We start from the raw sequence: 24,961 nt of genomic DNA, 5'->3' as shown, positions 1-24,961 counted from the left end.
TCATAAATGTACATCCTCATTTACCAAGTATTTTCCTTTATTAAGTCTTTGTCTTATAAATAATTCTGCAATAATTAAATTTGGTACCCATGCTAACCAAGCAATAACAGTGTAACTAACTTCAAACTGCTGTAATCCAAATAGCAATACAAACAAAGGTAGCCAAATTCTTAATGTAACTGCCGCAAAGGTTAAAGAATAATTTCTAATCACCCAATTTTGATGGTCTTGAATTTTCCTATTCTTAACTCTATTTAATGCTTGATATGCTGATGTTAGCCAAAATACGGATAACAAACCGAGACCAAGCTTTGCTACCAATCCCCCATAGCGTAAAAGGATAAGTACAGTCCTGAAACGCCGCCTAATAATATATCAACCATATAGATTCTCCCAACTATTCGATGACGGTTAATATTCTTTCCTCTAAATTTTGTGGATAATGTAAACGGACCGATTACTAATGCTACTATACTAGTTGTAATATGTATAAATAACATTATATACCAAAAAACAATTAATTTAGATACAAACATAAACTTCATTTTGACAAGTCCTGTTTGAAATCCATCCATAATAAAATATTGGGCCACAACATAACTAGCTACTAAAATAGCTAAAAAAATGAATATAAACCAAATTTTACTGCCCCCTTGTTACATTTAGGGACATTTGATTATACATTACTGTTCATTCTAGAAAGGAATAGAAAAGCCTTATTTAATTATCTATTCAACACATTGTTTTTTCATTAAAACAACTCTAATTGAAGTCTATAAAAAATGAAATTAGATATATTGCAAACAAAAATTGAGTTGTGAATATCGATTCATCGTTAAAACAACAAAGAACCGCTTCAGCATATTTACCTGAAGCAGCTCTTGTTATCTCAAAAATGGTAATGGTGCTTGCTGAATTCCGTTTTGAGTTGAGATATAAAAAGATTTTGCGAATCCCTCACTGTGAATACATTCATCTATTAAAAGCATTATAGGAATCTTTTGTAAGTCTAACATTAGCTCCTTTCTAACATGTTCTGCTAAAGCAAGATTAGATATAGATAATATAAAAATTCCTGGTAAACTCTTTGTGTTTTCGAAATTCAATACATTATTTGGTCCATTTTGAATTTGATCTTCCCAAATTTTCAATCGCGATTTTAAATGTTGTGCATATCGCTGACCTTGTTGTACCCTTTCAAATATGAAGTTTTGATTTCCAATTGGAGTTTGAATTTCTCCAACAGCAATTGGATTATGTCCATTACCAGTACCTTTTAGCTTTGGATACCAGCACCAGTTTTTTAATAATTGTTGGCCTACTGCAAACTCATATTTTATCTGATTCATAGTGACAAATCTTTGTACACCTGCCACCCCAAGCTTTAACCACTGTTCTGGCTTTAAAGAATAATTTGTATTACGGTTATGATAAGCCCACATCATCAAATGACCAGCAGTATTTAATGTAATTGGAGCAGAGGTTTTGGGCTGATCCGGAAATAACCCCGATTTTATCTCCCATCGACTAACAAACCCATACAGTACCAGTTTTTTCAACGATTCTGAAACCTGTGACCTACTAATTTTAGATTCCACAAAATTTTTGATTTGTGCTTCAGTAATCGCTAATGAATCCCAAATAAGCTTTAGTATTAAATTATCTTTTTCATTTATAAAACCTGAATTAATCCTGTCATAAATACTACGTAAATCTGTGAGTGGTTTGAATTTATCTGGAAGAATTGGTCCCCCCTGCAAAGAGGGGTCATCCCAAAGTGATAAAGATTGGTCTCTATTAAGCCAATATTGAACCGCCTTTCCTTTCTCTTGTACGGAAACCTGCGGCGCACTCATTAGTTATATAAAAACGCCGTTGGGTCGTTAACTTTTTTGCGTCCAAAAGGAAACTTAAAAATAACCCCCGACCCTCGCTCTTTTTCTACATCCACATTCACAATTCTCATACTTACTACTTCATCCAATAGTGGCTGTTCGATTGTTTTAGGGACAATTCCTTTAATTGTGCAGCCTTGGTCCAATTCAACAAAAACTCCAAAACGCGGATCAACATTTACAACTCGCCCTACAATTGTGTCCCCTTCAGCTAATTCAGATAACAGCTGATAAGGATTTTCCACTGCCGCTTTCCTAGAAACATGAATTAGTCGTTGCTCCGGACTAAATTGTAGAACCTTAACTGGGATGCGTTCACCAATAGGCGCATAGCGATCCACAGCATTTTTATAAACTCTTCCATAGTTTAGTTCATGTAATTTCATGAAGCATTCCGCACCATTAATGCGTAAAAATATAGTAGGAACCTGAGCATTCATGTTGTATCCAGTTATCTCTGCTTCGTAGGTTGGCTCTTGCAGTCTTTGATCTTGCTCCAATTCTATTAACTCACGCATTAAAGCATCCGCAGATCTTCTGCTTGCTTCTTTTACTGAAACCTGAACTTTATTTACATCTAGTTCATCAGACATTTGAGTAATTACTACATTAAAAATATTACCTGTGAATTGTGTAATACTTCTAAAAGAGTAATCAGAGAAGTCCTCTTTTTTACAAACACCTATAATCTTACCATTTTCAAGGGCAAACTCAGCATATTCAGTATCTGGATCGTCTTTATCGTGTCTTTTAACCGTTCTCAATACCGCTTGAATTGGCTCTTTATATCTACGTAGTGCCTGTAGTTTTTCATAAGTTTTTGAATCCATAAAAATATCTCCTCTCTCTTGTTCAATATTTATAAAGTTCAAAAATAATACTTCTACTTGAATTATTGTTACTTTTAGCTAAGAAACTAAGCTTTCCAGAAATATTTTCTGAAATTTATAATTGTTCTATTTTTCGTATTTATAATCTCTATTTTTTTCATTATTTTTAAAAGGTAAACCTTTGCAAGAAGCACAAGAAGTTGTAAATGACATTGTTACTGGTTCTAATGGGAAGACACTATCAATCGTTGCTGTGGTATTTGTAATCGGAGGGATATTTATTTTTGGTAGTATTGTAAATAATGGCTATGAACCACCTTCAAATCCAAGTATGCGAAACGATCGTACACCTTTGAATTGTGCGCGAATGGGACACTGGTGGTCTTTTTGGAGAAGCAAAATGTGTTTATACTGAATAGTATATAAAGGCCTTATCTTTTCTATAGGAAGATGAGGCTTTTTTATGCATAAAGAAAAGACACCCAAATAAGAGTGTCTTTTCCCATAGTTTTTAGCAGAAGCAAGAAGCTCCAACAATAATTAATAAAATAAATAATACAACTAATAAAGCAAATCCTCCTGCAAAGCCACAGCCGCCACCGCAGCTACCACCAAAGCCCATAATAATTCCTCCTTTAAAGAGTAGGAGAAAAATAAGGAGTCACTCATGTATTTTAATGGATTCAAATTACTTTATGTTTTTATGGATTAAATGAGCATGGCCTTTTGAAAATAAAAAAAAGACGCCATAAAGCGCCTCCCATTTGGGTAAATAAGAAGTAAGGTTTCCATTTTAATTGAAAAAAATAGAACAGGTGCTTAGATTTTATCACGATTTTTTGCTGAATGAACATGCATTATTACATATCACTATAAATACCTCTATTTTCCATTTGATAAAATTAATTACAAAAATTGACAAAATTTAAATAAATATTTATACAAATTCAAAATATTTACAAAAATCACAAAAGTGATACATTTAAGGTGCAAGTTATAAAAAACTATTAAAGGGGGATTTATTATGTTCAAAAAATTAGTAGTTGGGGCTTTAGCGACAGGTATTGCATTAACAGGAGGAATTGGTGCTGCATCAGCAGACATAGCAACTAAACCAAATGAAACAATACAGTTCACATGTAAGTATGACAAAACTACTGATGGTAAGTACAAAAAAGAAGAGAGACAAAAATCACAATACTTCAGTAACACTAAAACTGAGCAAGCTTGTGGCGGCACAATCGTCTGGTATTTAAAAGGAATTAAGTACGTAAACGACAATGGAGGGGAGCATGTTGCTTATTATGAAGGATGGATTAAATAGTTAGCATCTATTTCATTCCATAAAAGGAACTTTAAGCAAAAAACTATAATAAGCTGTCCATATGGGCAGCTTATTTACATAGAAAAGACACCCTAAGGTGCCTTCCTCCGACTTGAATCACTTTAATTCTAATAATATGTATTGGACTCCCATTCAAGTATCATTTTTCCTAATGAATAATTGGTATATTTTAGGGTGTTTTTCGCTATTTTTATGTTAAGATATTTTGGTTGATATTTATCTTATTTTAGGAGGTTGGAAGATCTGTTACATGCTTTTCATATGGATTTTAGTTTCTATACCGAAAGTATAAAAGTTTTAGGTTTATTAGGGAATTCTACTCGATTATCAATTGTTTGTAAATTGATTACATATGGATCGTTGTCAGTTTCTGATTTAAGTAAGCAAACAAAAATTACAGAAGATTTGATTCTACAACATTTACGTAAATTAGCCTCTGAAAATATTGTAATTAGTGAACGCATAGGGAAAAGACTACATTTTAAAATAAAAGATAATAAAACAATTGAGATTATTAGGGTATTAGGATTACTAAGTTAATTTTAATTACTTTCAATATAAATGATTTTGCTATAACTCAATTGTGCAAAATCACATTTAGACCGCCTACGGAAATAGGTAAGTTTTTAATTTACAAAAAGGCGCCCATATAAGGGTGCCTTTTCCAATAGTTTTTAGCAGAAACAACTACATCCGATAATGATTAATAAAATAAACAATACAACTAATAAAGCAAATCCTCCAGCGAAACCGCAGCCTTCGCCGCAACTACCACCATATCCCATAACAATGGTGCCTCCTTTAGATCAGAAGGTAAAAATAGGGTTCATTCCATGTGATTTAATGGGTTCACATTACCTTATGTATTTAGGAATGAATTGAGCAGGTCCACTTAAAAATAAAAAAAAGGCGCCATAAAGCGCCTTCCATTTGGGTAAATAAGAAGTAAGGTTTCCAAGATAACTGAAAAAATAGAACAGGTGGTTAGAGTTTATCATATTCTTTTGCCGAATGAACATGCATTATTACATATCATCACAAATCCCTTTATTTTCCATTTGATAAAGTGTATTACCAATATTAACAAAATTTAAATAAATATTTCTACAAATTCAAAATATTTACAAAAATTTAAAAAGTGATACATTTAAGGTGCGAGTTATAAAAAACATTTAAGGAGGATTTATTATGTTTAAGAAATTAGTAGTAGGAACATTAGCAACTGGTATCGCATTAACTGGAGGGATTGGAGCAGCATCAGCAAGTACAGAAGGTGTAGATAATACTAAAAATTCAGCACCAATTATCCAACGTACCCAAATACTTAAAGATGATTTCAGTCTGATAAATGGTGAAAGAGAAGTATCGTTTGAGCATGTAAAAAAAGCAGATATGAGAGTTCATATGACAAACAATACTAAAGGTACACTTGACTGGTCTTTAAAAGACTCAAAAGGTAATGTTATTGGTTCTGGATCGTTAGCAGCAGGAAAGGGTTTTACAAATACGTACAATACTCTTTCAAAAGGAAAATATAAGCTTAAAGTTACTCACAGAAATGGTGGTTCTGGATCATTCTATGCAGCTGCTCGTACTTTAGACTAGTATTTTAAGCGTATTGCAGAAGAACGATCAGAGAGTTTGGGGATTAAGGAGTTTTGTCATAATATCATCGTTCGCAAATACAAAATCACAAAAGACCTACCTAAGGAAATAGGTAGGTCTTTTAATACATAAAAAAACACCCTAAGGTACCTTTTACGCTGTAACAAATTTAAATACATAGTACATGAAAAATAACAAAGATAGGCTTGCTAATCTGCCGACAATCGATTCTTTCATAAATTTCATAAGTAACACTTTGACAATCAATGCTAAGAATAACGGTATAAACAGTACCATAGCAAGTTTGATAGCTAAGTCGTTTATAGTTGGATTAAACGCTTCAAAGTTAATAATGATATTCACTTATCCCTCTTTTTTATCTATTTATATTTATAATTAGATTTATATTGTTTTGACTAATAAAGAGACGTTAATTTGAGAACCATTTATTTTTGGATTATAAGAGTACTCTCACATTTACGACAAGCAATCTTCTCTTCTTCAAAAATGAATAGATTTTCTGCATCACATTCTGGGCATACAACTGCAAATGGTGTTTTTATATTTTTATAGCATAGGAAAGAAAAGAATGCCATGATTAGAGCCGGTATAATAAGCATCATAATTAAGAATAGGCCCGCAAACAAGCCTGTAATTATGGAAAGTGGTTTCATTAGTTTTCTACCTACGGAGTTTACTTGATTATCCTTTTTACGAAAAGCAGTAACAAGGTAAGTTTGGGTTTCTTTTATTGGCTCAAATGCATTTACCGTATTGTAATCTTGTTCATCCATAGTGGGATAGGAAGTGTTTAGTCCTTGATACCCTCGTTGTATATAATAGTTGTTTGACTCAGCTATTCGTGGTGTATACGAGATTCCAGTTCCAGGTACATAAGTTGTTGTTCTTGATTCAGGTGAAATAGAGTTCCCTCCCATACCTGTGTATGTAAAGTTAATTTTCACACCCGGGGAAAACTGGATAATTCTACGAAATTTATAACCCATAATATTGTATCCTCTCTATCTAATTAATAGAATTATTTACTAATTATAACAAATTTTTAGTGTTTTATATTAATATATTTATTTATAATGTATTAATATAATATAAATATTTAAATTAAATAATTCAAGGCGTTTTATGAGTCCTTTTTTATAAAAAAAGAAAACCAAAGGTGCCTTCCGACTTGAACCACTTTAATTTTAATAATATGTATTGGACTTCCATCCAAATATTTTTTTATTACTTGCTACACATATTAACTTTTTCTTGGTACTTTACAATACTTTCTTTTGTGGCCGGATTCTGTTCGGCATTTTTTAATTGTTCAAGAACATTTTTTACGTCATCACAACTCATTTTTTCTCGTTCTTTATCCTCAAATGATTGCGCTTTCCTTTTTGCATACTCCAAATCTTCTCGTTCCTGGCGTTCTTCTTTTTCTTTGAGTTCTTTTTCAATCTTTTGCTCATTTTCCCATTCTTTTTGAACATGTTCACATGTTATTCCAACTTCTGGTGAACCGCAAAGTTCAGGTTCTTCTTTCTTTTGTTGCTTCACTTCACGTTGCTTTTGCGCTTGTGCTTCTTGTTGTTTACGGGCTTGTTCCTGTTCCTGCTCCTGCTCTTGACGTTGTTGTTCTTCTCTTTTTGCTTGTTCTTGCTGTACTTTCTCTTCCGCCTGTCTTTGAGCTTCGGCTTCTTGTTTTGCTTTCTCTTCTGCCTGTTTTTGAACTTCTGCTTCTTGACGTTGCTGTTCTTCTTGCTTCGTCTTTTCTTCCAACTTCTGGGCCTTCTCTGTTTCTTTTTGTGCTTTTTCTTCAGTTTTAGAGTCATTAGAATTACTTGCTGTTTCGTTAGATGAGCATGCTGTCAATCCCATAATTAAAATGCAACTTGTTAGTGCGAGTAATAGTTTATTTTTCAAAATATGTATCCTCCGATGTATAAAATGTAAGATTTCCTAGACTATCATAACAAACTATCAATCTGTATATTGTTATATTATGTCGAATGGTAATAAAAAAAGACACCCAAAGGTGCCTTCCGACTTGAACCACTTTAATTTTAATAATATGTATTGGACTCCCATCCAAATATTATTTTACCATATTTATTATCTATTTTATTAAATTATTACTGGGCCTCTTGCTCACCTTTAGCTTTCATTTGTTTTTCATATACATATTTTGCTGTTGAAAAATCAGTAGGAAAATCAAGTAGTGCCTTATTTATAATATTTAATTCTTCTTGCGATTTAATTTCAATGTTATTTAAATAGTCAAATGCTTTGGATTGTTTATTTGCAACATAATTTTGAGTAGAATAATCATCTGGGAAGTCTTTCTTAGCTTTTTCTTTAACCTTATTCATAGCTTCTGTTTTGTCGATGTTCTTTACTGGGTTCGCTAATGTTCCAGTAGTTTGTTCTGGTTTAGGTACTTCTTTCTTTTCCGGTTGAGACTCCGGCTTTACGTCTTCTTTTTTAGGCTGTTCTTGTTCTTGCGGTTTAGGTGTTTCTTGACTCGGCTGTGTAGTTTTTTGAAGTGACCTAGTTTGCTCTTTTTCATAGGAGTCTACTTTAGATTTCAACTCTTTGATTTGTGTTTTTAATTCTTGCTGTTCATTAAAGTGTTGATCGATAAGTTTATCCATATCTTTTTGTGAATACTTAGGTTTCATATCTTCTGATTTGGAATCTTTAAAAATAGCTACGGAAGCAATGATAGCTACTAGTACAGCGATAATTCCAATGATTAGTTTTTTATTCATTTATGTTCCTCCTAAAATACAATAATATTATTATATAACAATTAATCATTTATAGGTAGAAAAAAAGACACCCTAAGGTGCCTTCCTCCGACTTGAACCACTTTAATTTTAATAATATGTATTTGGACTTTCATCCAAATAATATTTTACCATATTAAGTTATATTGGTGATTGAGAAATATGAATTGAATCTATTATTTTACTTTTAAGCTCTTTTCGTATTCTTTAGCTTCTTCAACATTTTTAAATGTTTTTAAATCGAATATCTTTTCTCCATCAATACATACAACTAATACTCCATCTTGAGCTTGAAGAACACTACCTACATTACCTTTTCCGAGTGAAATACTGAAGGGATTCTCTACATTTAATGATTTCTTTTTAGCAAGATAATCTTTAAATGGCATACCAATGGATAGTTCGTCTTTTAAGCCTTTAATAGTGTTACCAGAAGTAGTTGTTGGTTGTTCCTTTTTTGTAGCCTTTTCTTGCTGTTTGCGTTGCTTTTCAGCCGTCTCTTGTTCAGCTTTCTCCTTTTTCACAGTCCCTTTTTCTTCAGCTTTCTTCGCTTTCTCAGCTTCCTTTTGTGCTTCTTGCTCAGCTTTAGATTCTTTGGAAGTACTTGCTGTCTCGTTAGATGAACATGCTGCTAATCCCATGAATAAAGCTAAACAAGTAAGTGTTGTTAATAGTTTTTTGTTCATAGTATGTATCCCCCAGCGTTTAAAATGTAAGATTCACCTGAACTATCATAACAAATATAATCATAACTATTTTGTCGTATCATGTCGAAATGAAAAAAAGACACCCTAAGGTGCCTTTTCCTTACTTTATTAGGGGGTTATTAGTCAATAAGCCCTTCAACCTTCATAGCTTCTTCTACATCAAGTTTACGATGTGAAATTACCTCGTCTGATTCTTCATAGGAAACTATCTCAAACACATCTCCTTTGGCTATATAACCGTATTCTTTATTATCCCAAAAGCGTTCATCTGATGTATCAAATTCAAGATCGTGTTTTCCATTATGTTCGATGCATTTAGCATAAACATAGTCACGTCCTACCTCTGTTACTTTATAATTTTCTGTTGTTGGTTCTCCTGATTTACAGCCTGTTAATAGTATTGTAAATAATCCTACTGTTAAAATAACTCTCTTCAATATGCTTCCTCCTAGTAGTTATATTATTGTAAAAAATCTCTTGGGATGTCTAAGGAGATTACTCCAAGTCCATATGTTAATAAAAATCTTTTTTATGTATTCTAGGCCTTGTATTTGTCAGTAAGTTCCTTTACAATTTCAATTTGCTTCTCTAACGTTTTTCTTTGTGTTTCCCTCGTTTGGCTACTAAAAGAATCGTTAGTATATACACTTTGTAAAGTATCAGCTGAAGAATAAACCCAGAAAATAGCATCCTCATACTCTCTCGGTAACTTCAATTGTTTTACCTCCAAAAAGGCGTTTTTTATCTCCATTAGAATGATATCCGCTGTCATTTCATCATAAAGAGGATTTTTAGCCTCGTTTACCATTTTTTCCGCATGATATAAGAACTTATTAATATTCTTACTGTCCCATTTAGTAGTGGCCGTACCCCCTTCCGTTTTCTTTAACTTGTTGTACTCGTCTACTAAATTGTTATAGTCATTTGCTACCTTATCCCAGGTATAAACCATAAATCCAGAGAATAGCAGAGAAGCCGCCAATGTTCCATATAGTGCTTTTTGTTTGATGTTTTTCTTGTTGCTTGTCATGTTGTTATTTCCTCCCTAACATATCCATTATTTTTTTACCTTTCCATTTCGTGCAATTCTTCCACTTCGTTACGGATTCACCCGAATACTCAAGAATACACGTCCTCTTAATTTGAAATAATAAAAGCACTCTTTCGAGTGCCTTCGACTATTCTACTTTTAATTTAATTTCTTTACCCATCATACCGCCACGAGCTTTTAAAACTAAGCCTTGTGCGTCAGCGGGAACATCAAAGATAATTTTCCCTGTTTGAGATAAGCCAGGGTTAAGTTGTTTTAAGAAGAAATCAGATTTACCACCGTTGCCTACATCGAAAGCAGTTTGAGCTTGTGTAGAGTATGTAAATTCACGATCTTTATTATCAACTAATTTGAAGCTGTTAGCATCAACAGTGATAGCGTCTTTTTGATTATTTGTAATTGTAATTTCAACTACTTTAAACACGCCTTGCGCTTTTTCGTTTAAGTATTCGCCACCTACTGAATCTTTTGATTCAACAGAACCTACCGCAATTTTAACTTTAGAAGATTCGCCCTCTTTAGAAAGTTCCTTTTTAGGTTCTTCTTTTTTAGGCTCAGGTTTAGTTTCTTCCTTCTTAGGCTCATCTTTCTTCGTTTCCTGTTTAGCCTCTTGTTTTGGTTCAGTAGAAGCTGGTTTAGTTTCTTCTTTATCCTTACTGCTATTACCGTAAGCTCCAAGCACTATGATAACAACGATAAGCCAGAACCACCATTTTTTGTAGAACGGTTTTTTCATTTTATTTCCTCCAATTATGTAAAATGTAAGATTTCCGAGCTTATCATAACAAACAATTAATTCGAATATTGTCATATTTTGTCGAAGGGAAATAAAAAAGAGAGTACCAGTCTCTCCTTTTTATCTATTAGTAAAAAATAGTCACCTATATGGTTGATGTTGATATTGGTGATACTGTTGATATGATTGAAAATGTTGTGCCGGTATACTATAAGGATGAGCATATGGATCTGGTGGTGGATCTGGTAGTGGAATATGATTATGCCACCACCACCATGGTATTTCATGTGTCCAAGGTTTAGGTATAGTGGTTAACATAGGAGTCTGTCTATAAAAATATCCATTCAAGTTCGTTCCCCCTAACATAAATTTGATATTTATTTGATGTATTATATCTAATTGGGAACATTATGGATAATTGTCCCTTTAGAATTGGGGGAACATCTAAAAGACAAAAAAAAGAGAGCAATTTGCTCTCTTACCACATTCGGTAAAATTATACCTGTAGATATTGGAAATGATTTCTTTTATGATGAAATCAAATCATAGTATATCCTTGTTGTTTTGCAACATTTTCACGTACAATGAAACGTGTTTTGCAAAACGGCCTTGCTGACGTCCGTCTAGCTCCTCATAAGCTCGTTGGATGTTATTGCAAAATTTAAAACTTATTGCTAATCATAAAAAAGACACCCTAAGGTGCCTTTCTTCAACTTACCCCCTTAACATCAGATGTTATCTACATAATTGAAGTGATAAAACACCCATACATTAGTAATTACTTCACGAACCTATTTTAAGTTTACAAAATTCCAAAAAGGCCCCTCTCATTAAAAATAAAAAAAGGCTCTTTTTTTTATTAATCTACATGTTTAGTGTGTACAAATCCTAAGGCGTACGATCTTTTAAATCTGCTAAAGGTATAAGTTTGTCGACAAGCCATAATTTCTTATTTCCATCATAGATAAGATTTATTTGCATTAATGACATATTATCAGATGAAACACCATTAACTGTAATTTTACTTTTTACTTTTGCTAATACATTTGCTTTTGTAGTATCCAAAAATGCATAATACAACTCGCCACCTGTGTATTCAGATTGAAATGAAACTTTCTTCTTTTCTTTCTCATCTCCAGTTCCAGGAGCAGATTGCGTTGGTCCACCTGGTGGTGTTAATTCTTTCTTTGCATTTGGTGTTATATATGCATCGATATTAGCAAGGTAAGATTCGCCTTTACCTGTATCATAAGTACGGAAAGCTTTAAGAAATCGTTCTGCAGCTTCTTTTACTTGTTGTTGATTATTACTCTTTAGAGCTAACAATTCCTTTTTCGTATCGTTGTATTGTGCCTCCACCTTTTCCACTTTTTTCGTTAATTTTATATTATCAGTTTTAAGTTTTTCGTTATCAGATTGATATTTTATTAAAAACCCTACACTAGCTATTAATAAAATTGCTATTATAATGATGATTTTCTTCATGATTTACCTCCTTTTCGCAGTTTCATAAGTTGCTAGATGTTACATGCATTATTATCTAACTACACGACCATATCCCGCAAAATGCTGTTGAAAATATGGTTTACTTAAATCAGCATAGTCAATTGGATCGCCAGCATGATACATTGTATTATTTCCTACATAAATGCCAACATGCGTAATGTAGTTACTTGTAGCATAAGTGCTATGGAAAAATACTAAATCTCCTGGCTTAGGATCTGTTACACGTTGGGTTTTATCCCATTGGGTTTGTGCAGTACCAAATAAATTAATACCAACCCTTGAATACGTATACTCAATAATTCCACTACAGTCAAATGATGTATTTGGCGTTCGCCCTCCAAAAACATATGGCCATCCTTGATACTTTAGTGCTTCTGCCATAATTGCTTGGAATACATCATCACCTAAAACACTACCACCAGCAATTCCACCAGAACCACCAGGAGTTTGTCCAGGTTGATAGTATCTCATAATATGTGGGACATAATCGGGATCACCATAGCACCAATTATTAGCTACAGCCTCTGCACTTCGCCACAAACCACATTTATACCCATTTTTAGCTGATTGCTCTGCAGAAAATGCTCTTGCATTCTCGTGTGTATATCCACCTTTCGAAACTGCATAGTTAGCGTATCCGGTTCCGTAGTTATAACATTGTAATGTAGTATTTTGATCACCATTTGATTTTTTATGACAATCAGCAAAATGCATTAAACCATATTTTATACTTTCCTCTGGATCAGTAAAATACCCTGGAGGATGCCCTTGTGATTCCGAGCTTTGCATTACATCTAATTGTGTTCCAGAACTTTCTTGTTGGATAAGAGCAAGAATTAAAGGAGTCATTGCTTCAATACCATGCTGTGCCGCATATTTCCTTACCAATGGCTCCCATCTCATTACTTCAGGACTAACACTTGCTGTACCTGGGGCAAAAGGACCACCAATTCCTCCAGGACTGACTTCATCTTCACTCATACTAGCAGTTAATAAAAATATGACTATACCTAAACCTGCAACAACAGCCAGAATAACACCGGCTATTATTAATAATGGCTTTGCAACAGCAACTGTAGCTGCCTTTTGAGCTACTTTAACTGCTACTTTCTTCCCTACTTGTGCAACTGCTTTACCCGCTACTTTTGTTCCTTTACCAGCCGTCTTCCCTAAAGAATGGCCTGCCTTTTTCAAGGCAGGCTTAGCATTCCCTAGCTCAGCTTCAGGATGATGTTCATTTTCAAAGTCGCGATTTGGTTCCGCACTCAATGTATAAACCCTCCCTCACGTGCTGAATTATTTTGGTTTTATCGTTTCTTTTGCTTTTACATTTTTTACAGCTTCTTGTTGTGTTTGTGCTTTTTCGTTAACTTTCTTAATATCTGCTCCTTCTTTTACATGTTGTTGATTATTCACTTTAGGAACATTTTTATTTTGTTGTTGATTAACTTGTTTTACCTCTACTTGTTTTTGTGGTGTACTCACCTGGGAAGTAGTGACTGGCTTACTCTCTATCGAATTCGCTGGCAATGGTGTTGTTCCTGACTGTGGTGTTGTAATTGATTTACTCTCTATCGGATTCGCTGGTATTGGTGTTGTTCCTGACTGTGGTGTTGTGATTGGTTTGCTCTCAATCGGATTCGCTGGTATTGGTGTTGTTCCTGACTGTGGTGTTGTAATTGGTTTACTCTCTATCGGATTCGCTGGTATTGGTGTCGTCCCTGACTGTGGTATTATAATCGGTTTATCATCCGTTGACTTAGTTTGACCCGTTGGTATTTTAATTGCCGCTACTGGTTTTACTTCCGCTTTTACATCTTCTTCTTTATCTTTTAGTTCTGCTTGTTGTATTTCAGAATCATTATCTTGATGTTTCCCTCGTACTGCTAATTCTTGATTCTCTTTAGTTGCGGCTACTTCTTCCTTAACCCTTTCTTGCTCTTGATTTCCTTTTCTATCGCGAACACCTAAATTTTCTTCTTTTTTCATTTGATTAATATTTTTTTCTTTTTCTGCTTGCATTTGCTCTTTTTCCTTGCGCTTACCATCTGCTACCTTTTCTTTTCTATCAGCATAGTTTTCTTTCAACTGTTTAAACTTACTATAGCCTGATTTACCTACTTTTCCGGCCATTGCCGCACTTGCAACACCCGCGGCTCCAGCTACTGCTACACCTCTTCCAACTGACTTAGATCTACGTCTAACATCACGATATTTCTGCCTAATATTACTCATAGCATCTGATGCGCGTGCAGCTCCTGTACTTGCTGGTACTGTAGTAATAGCATCAAAAATTGTTTTACGGTATAACCAAACACCTAAGAATGAAAGTACTTGTAATGCAGCTACAACTAAATACCCATATTTGTCGGTAGCGCTAAATAGGATTGACGATACCCAAAACATTAAAGTAACCAGAAAGCCTATTGCTACTTTCATTAAAAGTGTTCTAAATAATTCAGCTAAGAACCTTTTAGCTGTTCCAGTCCAGGCTGGAACTAATGCCATTAATAACATTACAGGTGACATTAAAGCTACAATAATAAACATTAATTGATAGAATAACATCGTCATACTGCATAATCCAAGAACGATCCATAAAGGTAGATTAATTGCTCCAAGTAATAATACAAGTGCCCCTCTTTCAAAAGTAGCATCTAACGAGAGTGTTTGGTTTTTCTGAACCTCAACTTCATCCTTTAAAAGAGCTTTTCTTTCATCAGGATCTGTCGTTGTTAACATTTTCTTAATTCTCTCATCACCAATTTTCTTCATATTTGTTGTACCAAACTGTAATAACGTATAAGGTTGTTTGATTAATAGAGTATGCGTTAAATCAGTGATAGAATCGACACCACTTGAATATACTTCACTTGCTCCACTAATACTTTGAGTTGAATCAAGAACAGTTTTATTTACTTGTTCGGAGAAAGTATTAAGTCCTTTGATAATATAACTTGAATTCGCAAAAAAACCTAGGGTGAAAACTAAAATACCTAATGCTTTTAACAATCCTCCTAGCATCTCTGACTGGCGTCGTTGTACAAAGCCTACCCAGATAACCCAGCAAGCTAATAAAGCTAACATGAGTCCAATTAATTCACTATATATTCCATTACTCCAAGAACCATTGAAGCCTGCCGCTTTAGAGATTACATCACCTAGCTTATCTCCAACATCAGCTACTATATTTAAACTCATTGATTGGCCTACCATACTAGTCACAAAACTACTAATTGCAAGGTTTACTGACCATCCAATACTAATTAATATAAAAATAGTTGCTACAATTTGTTCTTTAATATTATCCTTCCATTTCCAGAATTTAAGAGATTCTCCAAATCCACCTTCTGGAGTATAAACATCGATGCCATAACTACTTGGTGGATATTCTTCATATTTTAATTTTTCCTTATTCTTTGGAATGATATCGTCTATAAGAGAAGGTCTGGGTTCTTCCTCTGCATATACTGGAGCAGCTTTAAAAAGTAAATTAAATGCTAAAAGCAAAGTACAAATTAATAACAATAGGGTAATAAACTTTTTCATTACATGTTACTCCCCCTTTTATGGGAAACCTATTAATCTTTCGAACTAAACTCATTTGTCGGTTTAGTATTTGCTACTTCATCAATTTCATTTCGTTCAGGGCCGGTATAACTTCGAACTTTGAACCCATCTTCTGTACGAACTACTCTTACCCATTTCACTGCTTTATCGATATTCTTAGGGGGCTTCTTTGAAATAAAGTTATACATAATTGTGTCCTTATCTACCACATATTCTTTTACAGTGTAATCTTTGTAAGATAAATTATTTTGAGGTCCTTTATTAGGGTCCAATATTTTATTTTTCTCCCCATCGACAACTAATTTACGTATTGTTTTATAATCATGTTGTAAGTCGGCCTTTACAAAATCAAGCATCATTTCTCTTGGAGTGTGCCCCTGTTTATCTTTTTCTTCTCCTACATTTGTTTCGCTATTTCCACATGCTGCGCTCAAAATTAGAGCGCCAGCACATAGGCTAGATAGCATTAATTTTTTTAGTTTAGTTTTTACCATGTTAACTCACTCCTACATTTATTTTTTCTCCCCCTTCTTCGACAAAGGTTGCATTAACTTCCTGCTTTTCATCATTTGACTTTCTATAATTCTTCCTTGCATTTGGTCTAGTATCAAATGCATCGTATAAATCTTTAAACACTACATCCATTGTGACAACACCTGTTCTTCCTTGGATATCTTGGAATAAACATTGTCCTGTTTCTAAATTAGTAATAATCGCATGATTTTCTTCATTATCAGGTAAACCAAAGAAATCTAAGATTGAAGAAATCTCTTTACTGTCGGTATTACGGAATGAGAACTTCATACCGATATTATTCTTAAACGTCTCATCTCCTAGGTCACTTGCACTTTGAGTAGCAAAGTATACTGCAGAGTTTAAAGCACGACCTTCACGAACTAGCTTACGAGCTAACTCTCGCCCTTGAGAAGTTCCCATGATTGCCCATGCTTCATCTAATAGAACAATTTTGAATTTAGTAGGGTCCTTTTGAAAGAATTTTATTGCAAAAGAAGACAGAGACATCAACATACTAACTGATAAATTTTCTTGTAAGGTATAATCTTTCGGATCTTTTTGAATGTCTGGCATATCAAGATGCTGAATTTGTATGATATTTACTGCTGTATCAAGTTCAATATCTCTATTTGTCCCATCACCAAAGATTAAGTGTGCAAAGGATAAATTCTCAAATGCTTGAATATGAGCAGCTAATTGTTGATCCACTTTATCCTCACTATCTTCAAGGTATTGAGATACAGCTGTTAAGCATGGCTCTTCCATTCCTGCTACGAATTCTACGGCTGAAGCTAAGCGCGGGAATTTTTCCGAGTTATCTGGTTTAATACCAGTAATGAAAGTAAGAATTGTCATCCCTAACTCAATTGCATCTTTTCGGCTATGTTTATGAATGATAAATGGGTCTAGTTTCCCTTCATCTCGTCTATCAGTCCCTAGTGTAATTACATTTACCTTACCTTCTAAACCGTGTAAATCTTCTGTCCAGTTCCCCCTCTCACCTTTTGGATCGACTATCAGTGTTTGGGCCCCTCCTAGTACCGCTAGGTAAACAATTAAGTTTGTTCCAAATGATTTACCAGAACCAGTACTTCCTGTTACTGCAACTGAAAGTGCGCTCGTTTTTTGATTTACAACGGTATTTGTCGCTGCGAGAGAAGGTGTCATATAAACTGCTTTGTTTAAAATACCAGTTGTACCTATATAAAATCCGATATTATCACCTAAATCTTGTGTGGCACCAAACATACCGGCTGCCAGAACTCCGGGCTCCATAAAATGTATATAATCATTTACATATCTTCTAGCACCAGGGATAAATTCATTAAACAGCAGGAACTGATCCCCATATGGTCTAACTAGCTCAATCATCATCTCTCTATAAATAGAAATAAGTGAATTGGTATTTCGGCGCATTGTATCTAAATCTTCAGCACATATACAGAAAGATACTGATGTCTTAACTAGTGGCATACGTGTCTTTTGTATAAGGGCTTGTAATTCAGTAGCTTCTTGAACACCTTCATACACGTTTAACCCAACAGTTTGTGCATTTTCCCTTGCATGTGCTTCTTGATCTTCTAAATCTTTTTTCTTTTTATTAAGTTTAGATAGAGCTTTACGATGGTTAATATTTTCTGTACGAACACTTAGTTCGATTGGAAAATCTATATTTTGGATCATATACATCCACTCTTGGTCTGGAAATTCCATTGTGTATGGAATCTTCGATGCAGATAAGAAACTCATATATGCTGGATACTCTAATCCATCAGAACCGATTTGAGACATTTCTATATGTCTTCCTTTAACGTCTATTTCGGATTCTGTTAAGCGTAATAAACTCTCTTGATTCGGAAAGATAGCAGAATCATCATCAACTACTGGTGGCGTCCACCCTGCTGTAACAGGTGCTTCCAATGTACGATAGAAGTTGCGTAATACAATCCATTGTGTTTCATTTGTTTCTAAACTTCTTACGGCTAAATGTTTTCTTATTTTGTTTCTAAAGGCGCTAGCTTCCCTTTTAAACATCTCCAAATCAGTTTTTAGTATTTTGGTGTCACCAAGTAATCCAAACTGTTCTGCAGTGTTTTTAAAGGTATGGAATGCTGTGTAAAGCATTTCCTTAAGTCCTTCTTGTATGTGTCTTACTTTTAATTTCACACCTATAAAATAACGATATTCTACAGCGTTTTTACCAAACTTTCTTTCTAACTCATGGACAACGTCATCAGTATGATCGATTGCAAGCTCTTTTAGTTCACCGCTTACTGTTTCTTTAAACTCATCGGCTTTTTCTTTGAAATTCTGATAAACAGGAATCATTAATAGATGTTTTTCTTCTTCATAATTCCAAAATAAACCGAGTTGTCGCATAAACAACGTATTTTTATCATCGTCTCCTTTAAATTCGTAAGGAATCCCGTATGCCTCATAATACGCCCAGCAAGAACCATCTTGGTTAAAAATCAAATTATCATGAAAATATTTGACTGGAAATTCAACCTGATTCATTTGTGCCTCCTTAGAGAAGAATATGAGACTAAACTAATTCTTCTGTATAGATTAATTAATTACTTCTTCTTAATTGAATCATCCTTAAATCGAACTACTGTCTTATATTGATAGCTTCCAATATTACTAGTTGTACCTTTATAACGACTCAACTTTTTTCTTTCAAATGTGAATACAAAGAATCGATACATAAATTTGTGTGGGCTTTTTCCATCTAATTCTACATTTCCAAAGAAGTACGCTATACCACCAGGTAATATCAAATATTTGAAAAAGACATTCTCTCCTAAGGGTAAAAACTGATTTAAAAATATAATTACTAAAAGTGTCCCAACAAAGATTCCCAGTTGTCTGTAAGGGACTGGAAAAGGGAGTGTTATGTCCCTTATTCCATATAAACTCTTTGGAATATCCCAAATAGAGTTATAAGTCCTTACTTCCTTACGAGTCGGTTTCTGAGTCACTTATACCAACTCCTTAAAAATTTATCGTTTTCCGACAGAAGACTCCTTCCTCAAAAATGTGAAGCGCCAATTTTAGGTGGGAGATGAATGTCGGTTGGCATAAGCCAACATGTTTGCTATCATTTACTTGTACAGATTGCTCTTTGAAAACTGAAGATATGAGGTTGGTTGCAGAAAAAAGTTGCAACCGTAAAATCTTCAACGTTCTTTCGCCCCACGCTTGCTGAAGTTGCGAAAACCAAGCTAAAGTAGGTAGTGTGGTGAGTCAACGTACAAGATACTTATATTTTCACCGTAGGGACTACGGGTAGAGCCTGCTAAGATAACCGGTGGTTACATCGGTGTTCGCAGGGATCTCCCACTTCAAACAGTCCGTAAGGACGTAAGTGTTGAGTAGTTGAAGAGTTTTAATAGTTATCATTTGAAAACTAAGTTATATAATTTTGTTCCAAGGTCCTTAAATACGTCTGGTGAGAATACAAATACTGAAACAATTGCACAAAGTACCAGCCAACCAATTAAACCTGCCATTTGTCGTTTTACAAGTAGCACTATTACACCGATGATTGCACAAACTAAAAAGATTGGACCTAACTGAGCTACTAACCAGTTTTTAATATTTACCCCAAAATTAATGTTACCTAGAACCGTTGCATCTGTAATAGCAGATAATTGATGCGCAACTATATCTAATCCCAAAAGCTCCATAATTATTTACCCTCCACTTTCTCTAATGTATTTCCAAATTTCTTCATAGAGCCAATTGAAAATTTATTATCCTTATTTACTAGATTCAGGTCATATGTGTATGTGTACTCTAAGCTACTATCATTGTCTTTTAATTTTGCATCAACTAAGACTTTGTAACCTTTATCCTTATCTTCATAAATACGAAGGTTTTCCAATTTACTAAATGTCATAATGCCTTTAAGTCCGTTTGATATATTACTTTTTTCAAAGTAATAAGCAATTTCTTCTGGTGTTCCTTCTGTGTATACTTTAAAAACAGATTGTAAAAATTGTTCTACTTTTTTCTTTTCTGCATCATCATTAATTTCTCGTCCTTCTGGTTTGAATGTGGCCACTTTATAAGGTGCCTTTTCTCTCTCTCCATGAACGATTGAAGGATTGTTAGGAACTACCATTTTCCCCTTCTCCATTAAAATTGGAATAGAGAAGTACCTTGTAACTTCTTTAGGCTCTTTTGGTGTATCTGGGGCTTGAGTTGTTCCAGGGGCAGGATTGTTAACAGGTTCCAGCTTCTGAATGATTTTCAATGTAACTTCTGCCTCATTACCTTTTTGACGGACTTCTACTGCTTCCGATTTAACTAAAGTACTAGAAGCATTTTTTAAAGTATCTCTATTTAATCCACCTTGCTCATCGGATCCTTCAACTAGAAATTTCTCTAATCGTTTTTTTCGCTCTTCAGCTACATTCATATCAACTTTCCAATTAAAATAATTAACGGCAAAACTATTCGCATATGCAATTAATTCTGCTTCTGACATTTTAATTTTTACGGGTTCCTCCTTCTTTTCTTGAACAGCTACTGCTCTAGGAGGACCGGCAAGTTGGATAAATGAAAGAGAGCTTCCTGCAAACACGAATCCCATCACACACCAAAATGTAACCTTACCTACTTTTCTTCCTGTTATCGCTGGAACTTTCTCCCTTGTTTTACGTTTCTTCTTTTCTTTAAGTGCTTCTGAATTTTCTTGTTGCATATCTAATATTTCAGTTGTTTTATTCTTTGCTTTTTTAAAGAATGTAAATTTCTTTTTTTCCGCGTTTTCCTGGGATTTCTTTTTTACCATGTCTTCACCTCTCTTTTTAAATGGTTAGGAGATTACCAAGTTTATTGTAATTTTCACTAATTAACTATCTACTTTAAGTATGATTTACTTTTTTCGGAAATCTAAGAGAAATAAAAAAAATTGTGTTTTATATCAAAAATTTTTTAGAATGATTAAAACTAAATATACTGTTTATTAAAGTACATAAAAAAACCAATTCCATTAAGAAATGAAATTGGTTTTACACAGGATCTATTCTCTATAGTAAGTATTACATAATATAAAAACCTAATATAATATATATCTTTAATATATATAAAGAAAAAAGATAAAACTTTTATACAGAGAAAAAATCGTCTTAAAACATTGCTGTGCTAAGGGTTCATCATTACTCTAGCCGTAAAAAATCATAAAAAGTAAATACTGGGAATGAACTTAATGAGCTGGATGATGATTAAAAACTACAAAATATCGTAAAGTAGGTATATAAAAACTACATATAATCATTGTGAATTTGATGCGAGTAAATGAATAAATAATAAATGCAAATTTTGCTGATTTATGAACAAGCTTTCCACATTTCTTAAAAACTACACACAATTTATTAACAAATAGGTCAAAGTTAGGAACAGAATCCACTTTTTAAACATAACTAACAGAAGTTTTTCTGATTTTAAGTAGATTTAGAGATAAAACATGATAAGAACAGTACTTAAGGCTTTATGTTATACACATCAGGTCAAAATTATTAAGATATCAACAGAATTACAAAAATTATTTATGCTTTTTTGTAGATAAAATGACACAAAAGAATCGAAAATTCAGATTTTTAAAAACAGAAATTGTGAATATCTTATTTTGATTTACGTGCAATGTATGTAATTGCATAAAAAATAGAGAGTCGTGATCATTAAAATTGAAAACTTACTCTCTGTTTTGTTTGAAGTAATACTCTTCACATGTTATCTCCAACACGAATAGCCCTCCACTTTTGCTTTTTTCAAAAATAGAGAGCTGTATCATTGCATTGCTGGAAGCAGCTGATCAACCGTATGTGGTATTTCATTTGTTGAACGGTAATATGCTTCTAAAGATTGTAGAAACGGAATTAACTCAAAGTCTTCAGGGACCTCAATTACACGAATCTTTTCCTTCGGCAATTTATCAATTTTTTCAATGAACAGTTCACGAATATCGCTAGGGATTTGATTTCCTTTATACCCACTAGACTTTAATAGTTCGCGAATTTCAATTTCTAATGCTGTATATGCGTTAATATTTACTCCTTGCTCATAAGCATATTTTCTAAATAGTGATTCCTCTTGATACTGCATGTAATTACGATGATATGCATCTATAGTTACAGGTACAGCATATTTTGCATGAAGTAGGTCATGCGCTTTACGGAATAGCTTTTGAACATTGCGTAAAGAGTATATAGCAAAATGAGTACCAAATTTAAAAATGGCCTCTTCTTGTTCATGTTTAGGTACATTGTGTGTAATTAAAGGATAAATACCAGTTTTAGCAGCTGTATCTAATACACGATATTGAGAAGATTGCTTTAATAATTTACTTAGTGTATAAACAAGCTTTTTCGGATATCCTTCTTGTCGATCAATCATTTCCCGTAAGCCACGAACTACTTGGCGAATTTGACGATGACAGGAGTGTTTTAAAACGTTAATGAATTGGTTCATATCCTTTGCAAATTCAGAAATATTCATTTCAACTAACAAGTTTTCTATGAATTTAGCTTTACGCTTATATGTATCTCGTGGTGTAAATGGATCACGGTATTCTGCTCCTTCTTCTTTTGCACATAAGAAATCAGGATGTACAGATAAATGCAGTGTTGTGTATTGCTTTTTATTCTGCTTCCCTTTTTCTAACTTGCAAATTTTAAATAAAGGAGATCCAGTAGCAGAAAGTTTTGTTTCTAATTCCTCAAGTACAGCACGAATCTGATGTGGGTATTTCTTATGTAAGTAACGATACATACCACCAAAGTGTGTTGAGTTTCCTTGTTCATCAACTTTGAATAAAGAACGTTTCAGGGTAGTTTCGCGTTTCTGCTGCATTGCTACATCCATGAATAGTTTCTTAGCTGCAATGGATAACTCAAAGAATTCTTTGGTAAATACTATCGGGCTAATAAATGTATATGCATTTGCTTTATTCGTTTCTTTATTCATGAAATCAGTTAAGGTGATTTTATATTTACCACTGTACTCATTTTCGATTGTAATGATGTTATGGAAACTTAACTTCTTCAAAGCTACATAAAATTGTGAGTGGTGAATATGTGCAAATGCTTCTTTATAATTTTTATAATCTTCCCAAAGCATATGGATTGATACATGCGAAAGCTCACCATATGTATTACATTTTTTATGAAGAAATAGAAATACTTCTAAATCAGCATTTGTAATACCATATAGCTTATGTTTTCTGCCCTCATTTTTATCAAATCCACTTACTTTATCTACAATCTTTTTCATTTTCAGTGAAAAAGATGGCTTTGCTTGTTCAACAAATCCCTCTTCATCTGCAATTCGTTCTTCAGAAGACATTGACTTTACAATGTCTTCTAGATAAGTATCTTTAAAACTGTAATACTTACCTTCTAAAGCTTCTACTAATCTTTGCCATGATTTAATTGTTACAATTACCGGTGTTGTTGTTTCACCATTCAAACTACGTTTGTTCTTTATAACGAAAGGTTTTGCCATCTTTTTCACCTCCTTTTATGTTAAGTTGCAGTTTTCCCCACAATTAGATATAGAATTTCATTTTTGATTATATCAAATCGAATACTGGTGAAATCTGTCCCTTTAAGAGGAAAAATAAAAAAATGAAACGTGCCCAAATCCCTTGGGGGACAAGGGGTTTGACGTTTCATAAAAAAAAGTTTGTTGCCACCATAGGGCTATGAAGTTTTTTGAATATGAAACGTAGTATGTTGTGGGGTGAATCTTACTAAACCATTGATTTTATAGGGTTTTACGCTAATTTCGTTTTAAAGTTGTAGCCATCATATAGCTATAACGTTTCATGTTTTTAAAATAAGTTATATTTTATTGGAAACTGCTGTAACCCTTGGTGTGTATAGCTTTGTTGGGGTTTTTGCAGTGAAAGTTGTAGCCATCATACCGCTATAAACGTTTCAGTTCGTTTCATGTTTACTGCCATCATATAGCTATAACGTTTCATGTTTTTAAAACAAATTATATTTTATTAAAAAGTACTGCAACCGTTGGTGTATATAGCTTTGTTGGAATTTTTAAAGTGAAAGTTGTAGCCATCATATAGCTATAATGATTTTTGCGTATTTTCTTTCATATTTTATGAAATGGCTTTATATCAACGTTTATTACTAATTTACATAGAATAAAAAAATTTTTAGTCAAATGATTTTCAAGATATTCTCGTTTCATTTTTTCAAATTTGTAGCCATCATATAGCTATAACGTTTCATAAATTACGAAATTGTAGCCATCATATAGCTATTAATTATTAAAAGTAAGAAGTAATAGCCGCGATAAGGCTATGCAGTTTCAAATAAGAGCTTATAGCCACGATAAAGCTATACAATTTCAAGTAAGAAGTAATAGGCGCGATAAGGCTATGC

Annotated in this window: 25 protein-coding genes and 3 pseudogenes; 4 read left to right on the top strand and 24 right to left on the bottom strand. The window is 33.5% G+C overall.

The features are described from left to right. From ACTFRY_RS18655 to ACTFRY_RS18645, 3 genes and pseudogenes are all read right to left on the bottom strand, one after another. Positions 1 to 575 (bottom strand): annotated as a pseudogene (locus tag ACTFRY_RS18655) (DUF2306 domain-containing protein). 309 nt (positions 576 to 884) lie between these two features. Beyond that, positions 885 to 1,856 carry a hypothetical protein gene (locus ACTFRY_RS18650; protein WP_097863207.1) on the bottom strand — a complete coding sequence of 324 codons (972 nt, stop codon included), beginning with the start codon at positions 1,854 to 1,856 and terminating at the stop codon, positions 885 to 887. After that, positions 1,856 to 2,725: an RNA-binding protein gene (locus ACTFRY_RS18645; RefSeq protein ID WP_098312367.1), complete on the bottom strand. Its 870-nt coding sequence runs from the start codon at positions 2,723 to 2,725 to the stop codon at positions 1,856 to 1,858. Before ACTFRY_RS18645 ends, ACTFRY_RS18650 begins: the two co-directional genes overlap by 1 nt. A gap of 108 nt (positions 2,726 to 2,833) precedes the next feature. Between ACTFRY_RS18645 and ACTFRY_RS18640 the strand changes: the two are divergent. Beyond that, positions 2,834 to 3,144: pseudogene (locus tag ACTFRY_RS18640) on the top strand (hypothetical protein). 92 nt (positions 3,145 to 3,236) lie between these two features. Here ACTFRY_RS18640 and ACTFRY_RS18635 read toward each other — a convergent pair. Beyond that, a complete protein-coding gene (locus ACTFRY_RS18635) occupies positions 3,237 to 3,347 on the bottom strand; it encodes a YjcZ family sporulation protein (protein WP_000505681.1) in 111 nt (36 codons plus the stop codon). A 402-nt stretch (positions 3,348 to 3,749) separates the two neighbouring features. Between ACTFRY_RS18635 and ACTFRY_RS18630 the strand changes: the two genes are divergently transcribed. Then, complete coding sequence (locus tag ACTFRY_RS18630; RefSeq protein ID WP_069604152.1) at positions 3,750 to 4,049, top strand: hypothetical protein; 300 nt, start codon at positions 3,750 to 3,752, stop codon at positions 4,047 to 4,049. Positions 4,050 to 4,331: 282 nt separating this feature from the next. Then, a complete protein-coding gene (locus tag ACTFRY_RS18625; RefSeq protein WP_000347622.1) occupies positions 4,332 to 4,610 on the top strand; it encodes an ArsR/SmtB family transcription factor in 279 nt (92 codons plus the stop codon). A gap of 134 nt (positions 4,611 to 4,744) precedes the next feature. Here the strand turns inward: ACTFRY_RS18625 and ACTFRY_RS18620 are convergent, their stop codons facing one another. Continuing rightward, a complete protein-coding gene (locus tag ACTFRY_RS18620; protein WP_000540371.1) occupies positions 4,745 to 4,855 on the bottom strand; it encodes a YjcZ family sporulation protein in 111 nt (36 codons plus the stop codon). 403 nt (positions 4,856 to 5,258) lie between these two features. Between ACTFRY_RS18620 and ACTFRY_RS18615 the strand changes: the two genes are divergently transcribed. Further along, positions 5,259 to 5,675 (top strand): hypothetical protein, encoded by a 417-nt coding sequence (locus tag ACTFRY_RS18615; protein WP_070179588.1) that lies wholly within the window; start codon positions 5,259 to 5,261, stop codon positions 5,673 to 5,675. Between the two features lie 153 nt (positions 5,676 to 5,828). Here the strand turns inward: ACTFRY_RS18615 and ACTFRY_RS18610 are convergent, their stop codons facing one another. The 19 genes and pseudogenes from ACTFRY_RS18610 to ACTFRY_RS18520 all read right to left on the bottom strand — a co-directional run bounded on the left by ACTFRY_RS18610 (position 5,829) and on the right by ACTFRY_RS18520 (position 24,062). Continuing rightward, on the bottom strand, positions 5,829 to 6,038 hold the full coding sequence (locus ACTFRY_RS18610) for a hypothetical protein (RefSeq protein WP_074593147.1): 210 nt from the start codon (positions 6,036 to 6,038) through the stop codon (positions 5,829 to 5,831). 83 nt (positions 6,039 to 6,121) lie between these two features. Further along, positions 6,122 to 6,682: a DUF4236 domain-containing protein gene (locus ACTFRY_RS18605; RefSeq protein WP_074593146.1), complete on the bottom strand. Its 561-nt coding sequence runs from the start codon at positions 6,680 to 6,682 to the stop codon at positions 6,122 to 6,124. Between the two features lie 238 nt (positions 6,683 to 6,920). Further along, entirely contained in the window at positions 6,921 to 7,604 is a 684-nt protein-coding gene (locus tag ACTFRY_RS18600; protein ID WP_098617233.1) for a hypothetical protein, read from the bottom strand. Between the two features lie 209 nt (positions 7,605 to 7,813). Next, entirely contained in the window at positions 7,814 to 8,449 is a 636-nt protein-coding gene (locus ACTFRY_RS18595) for a hypothetical protein (RefSeq protein WP_098617232.1), read from the bottom strand. Between the two features lie 194 nt (positions 8,450 to 8,643). Then, positions 8,644 to 9,153, bottom strand: coding sequence for a hypothetical protein (locus tag ACTFRY_RS18590; protein ID WP_098617231.1), 510 nt, complete (start codon positions 9,151 to 9,153; stop codon positions 8,644 to 8,646). A gap of 140 nt (positions 9,154 to 9,293) precedes the next feature. Continuing rightward, positions 9,294 to 9,611, bottom strand: a complete 318-nt coding sequence (locus ACTFRY_RS18585) for a hypothetical protein (protein WP_000832199.1) — start codon at positions 9,609 to 9,611, stop codon at positions 9,294 to 9,296. 101 nt (positions 9,612 to 9,712) lie between these two features. Further along, the gene (locus tag ACTFRY_RS18580; RefSeq protein WP_000203276.1) at positions 9,713 to 10,204 is read right to left on the bottom strand and encodes a hypothetical protein; all 492 of its coding nucleotides are present in this window, start codon (positions 10,202 to 10,204) and stop codon (positions 9,713 to 9,715) included. A gap of 148 nt (positions 10,205 to 10,352) precedes the next feature. Further along, complete coding sequence (locus ACTFRY_RS18575) at positions 10,353 to 10,961, bottom strand: DUF4352 domain-containing protein (RefSeq protein ID WP_000742851.1); 609 nt, start codon at positions 10,959 to 10,961, stop codon at positions 10,353 to 10,355. 141 nt (positions 10,962 to 11,102) lie between these two features. Then, a complete protein-coding gene (locus tag ACTFRY_RS18570) occupies positions 11,103 to 11,309 on the bottom strand; it encodes a hypothetical protein (protein ID WP_001014800.1) in 207 nt (68 codons plus the stop codon). Positions 11,310 to 11,504: 195 nt separating this feature from the next. Beyond that, a pseudogene (locus ACTFRY_RS18565) lies at positions 11,505 to 11,615 on the bottom strand (XRE family transcriptional regulator); the annotation flags it as partial. 234 nt (positions 11,616 to 11,849) lie between these two features. Continuing rightward, positions 11,850 to 12,446, bottom strand: coding sequence for a hypothetical protein (locus tag ACTFRY_RS18560; protein ID WP_098617230.1), 597 nt, complete (start codon positions 12,444 to 12,446; stop codon positions 11,850 to 11,852). Positions 12,447 to 12,497: 51 nt separating this feature from the next. Further along, on the bottom strand, positions 12,498 to 13,736 hold the full coding sequence (locus ACTFRY_RS18555) for a bifunctional lytic transglycosylase/C40 family peptidase (RefSeq protein WP_098617229.1): 1,239 nt from the start codon (positions 13,734 to 13,736) through the stop codon (positions 12,498 to 12,500). Between the two features lie 27 nt (positions 13,737 to 13,763). Next, a complete protein-coding gene (locus ACTFRY_RS18550) occupies positions 13,764 to 16,016 on the bottom strand; it encodes a CD3337/EF1877 family mobilome membrane protein (RefSeq protein WP_332278734.1) in 2,253 nt (750 codons plus the stop codon). A gap of 32 nt (positions 16,017 to 16,048) precedes the next feature. After that, on the bottom strand, positions 16,049 to 16,531 hold the full coding sequence (locus ACTFRY_RS18545; protein WP_071680271.1) for a hypothetical protein: 483 nt from the start codon (positions 16,529 to 16,531) through the stop codon (positions 16,049 to 16,051). A gap of 1 nt (position 16,532) precedes the next feature. Continuing rightward, positions 16,533 to 19,070, bottom strand: coding sequence for an ATP-binding protein (locus ACTFRY_RS18540; RefSeq protein ID WP_098617181.1), 2,538 nt, complete (start codon positions 19,068 to 19,070; stop codon positions 16,533 to 16,535). A 59-nt stretch (positions 19,071 to 19,129) separates the two neighbouring features. Continuing rightward, on the bottom strand, positions 19,130 to 19,534 hold the full coding sequence (locus tag ACTFRY_RS18535) for a TcpE family conjugal transfer membrane protein (protein WP_000192360.1): 405 nt from the start codon (positions 19,532 to 19,534) through the stop codon (positions 19,130 to 19,132). Positions 19,535 to 19,951: 417 nt separating this feature from the next. Next, a complete protein-coding gene (locus tag ACTFRY_RS18530; RefSeq protein ID WP_098617180.1) occupies positions 19,952 to 20,242 on the bottom strand; it encodes a hypothetical protein in 291 nt (96 codons plus the stop codon). A gap of 2 nt (positions 20,243 to 20,244) precedes the next feature. Beyond that, a complete protein-coding gene (locus tag ACTFRY_RS18525; protein WP_098617179.1) occupies positions 20,245 to 21,351 on the bottom strand; it encodes a conjugal transfer protein in 1,107 nt (368 codons plus the stop codon). Between the two features lie 998 nt (positions 21,352 to 22,349). Continuing rightward, positions 22,350 to 24,062 (bottom strand): hypothetical protein, encoded by a 1,713-nt coding sequence (locus ACTFRY_RS18520; RefSeq protein ID WP_098617178.1) that lies wholly within the window; start codon positions 24,060 to 24,062, stop codon positions 22,350 to 22,352. Positions 24,063 to 24,961 lie beyond the last annotated feature (899 nt).

Origin of the sequence: Bacillus cereus group sp. MYBK195-1 (assembly GCF_051916605.1) — a bacterium.
Lineage (GTDB): Bacteria > Bacillota > Bacilli > Bacillales > Bacillaceae_G > Bacillus_A > Bacillus_A cereus.
The sequence above is the reverse complement of the archived record's forward strand: the minus strand, read 5'-3'. Positions and strand labels throughout refer to the sequence as shown.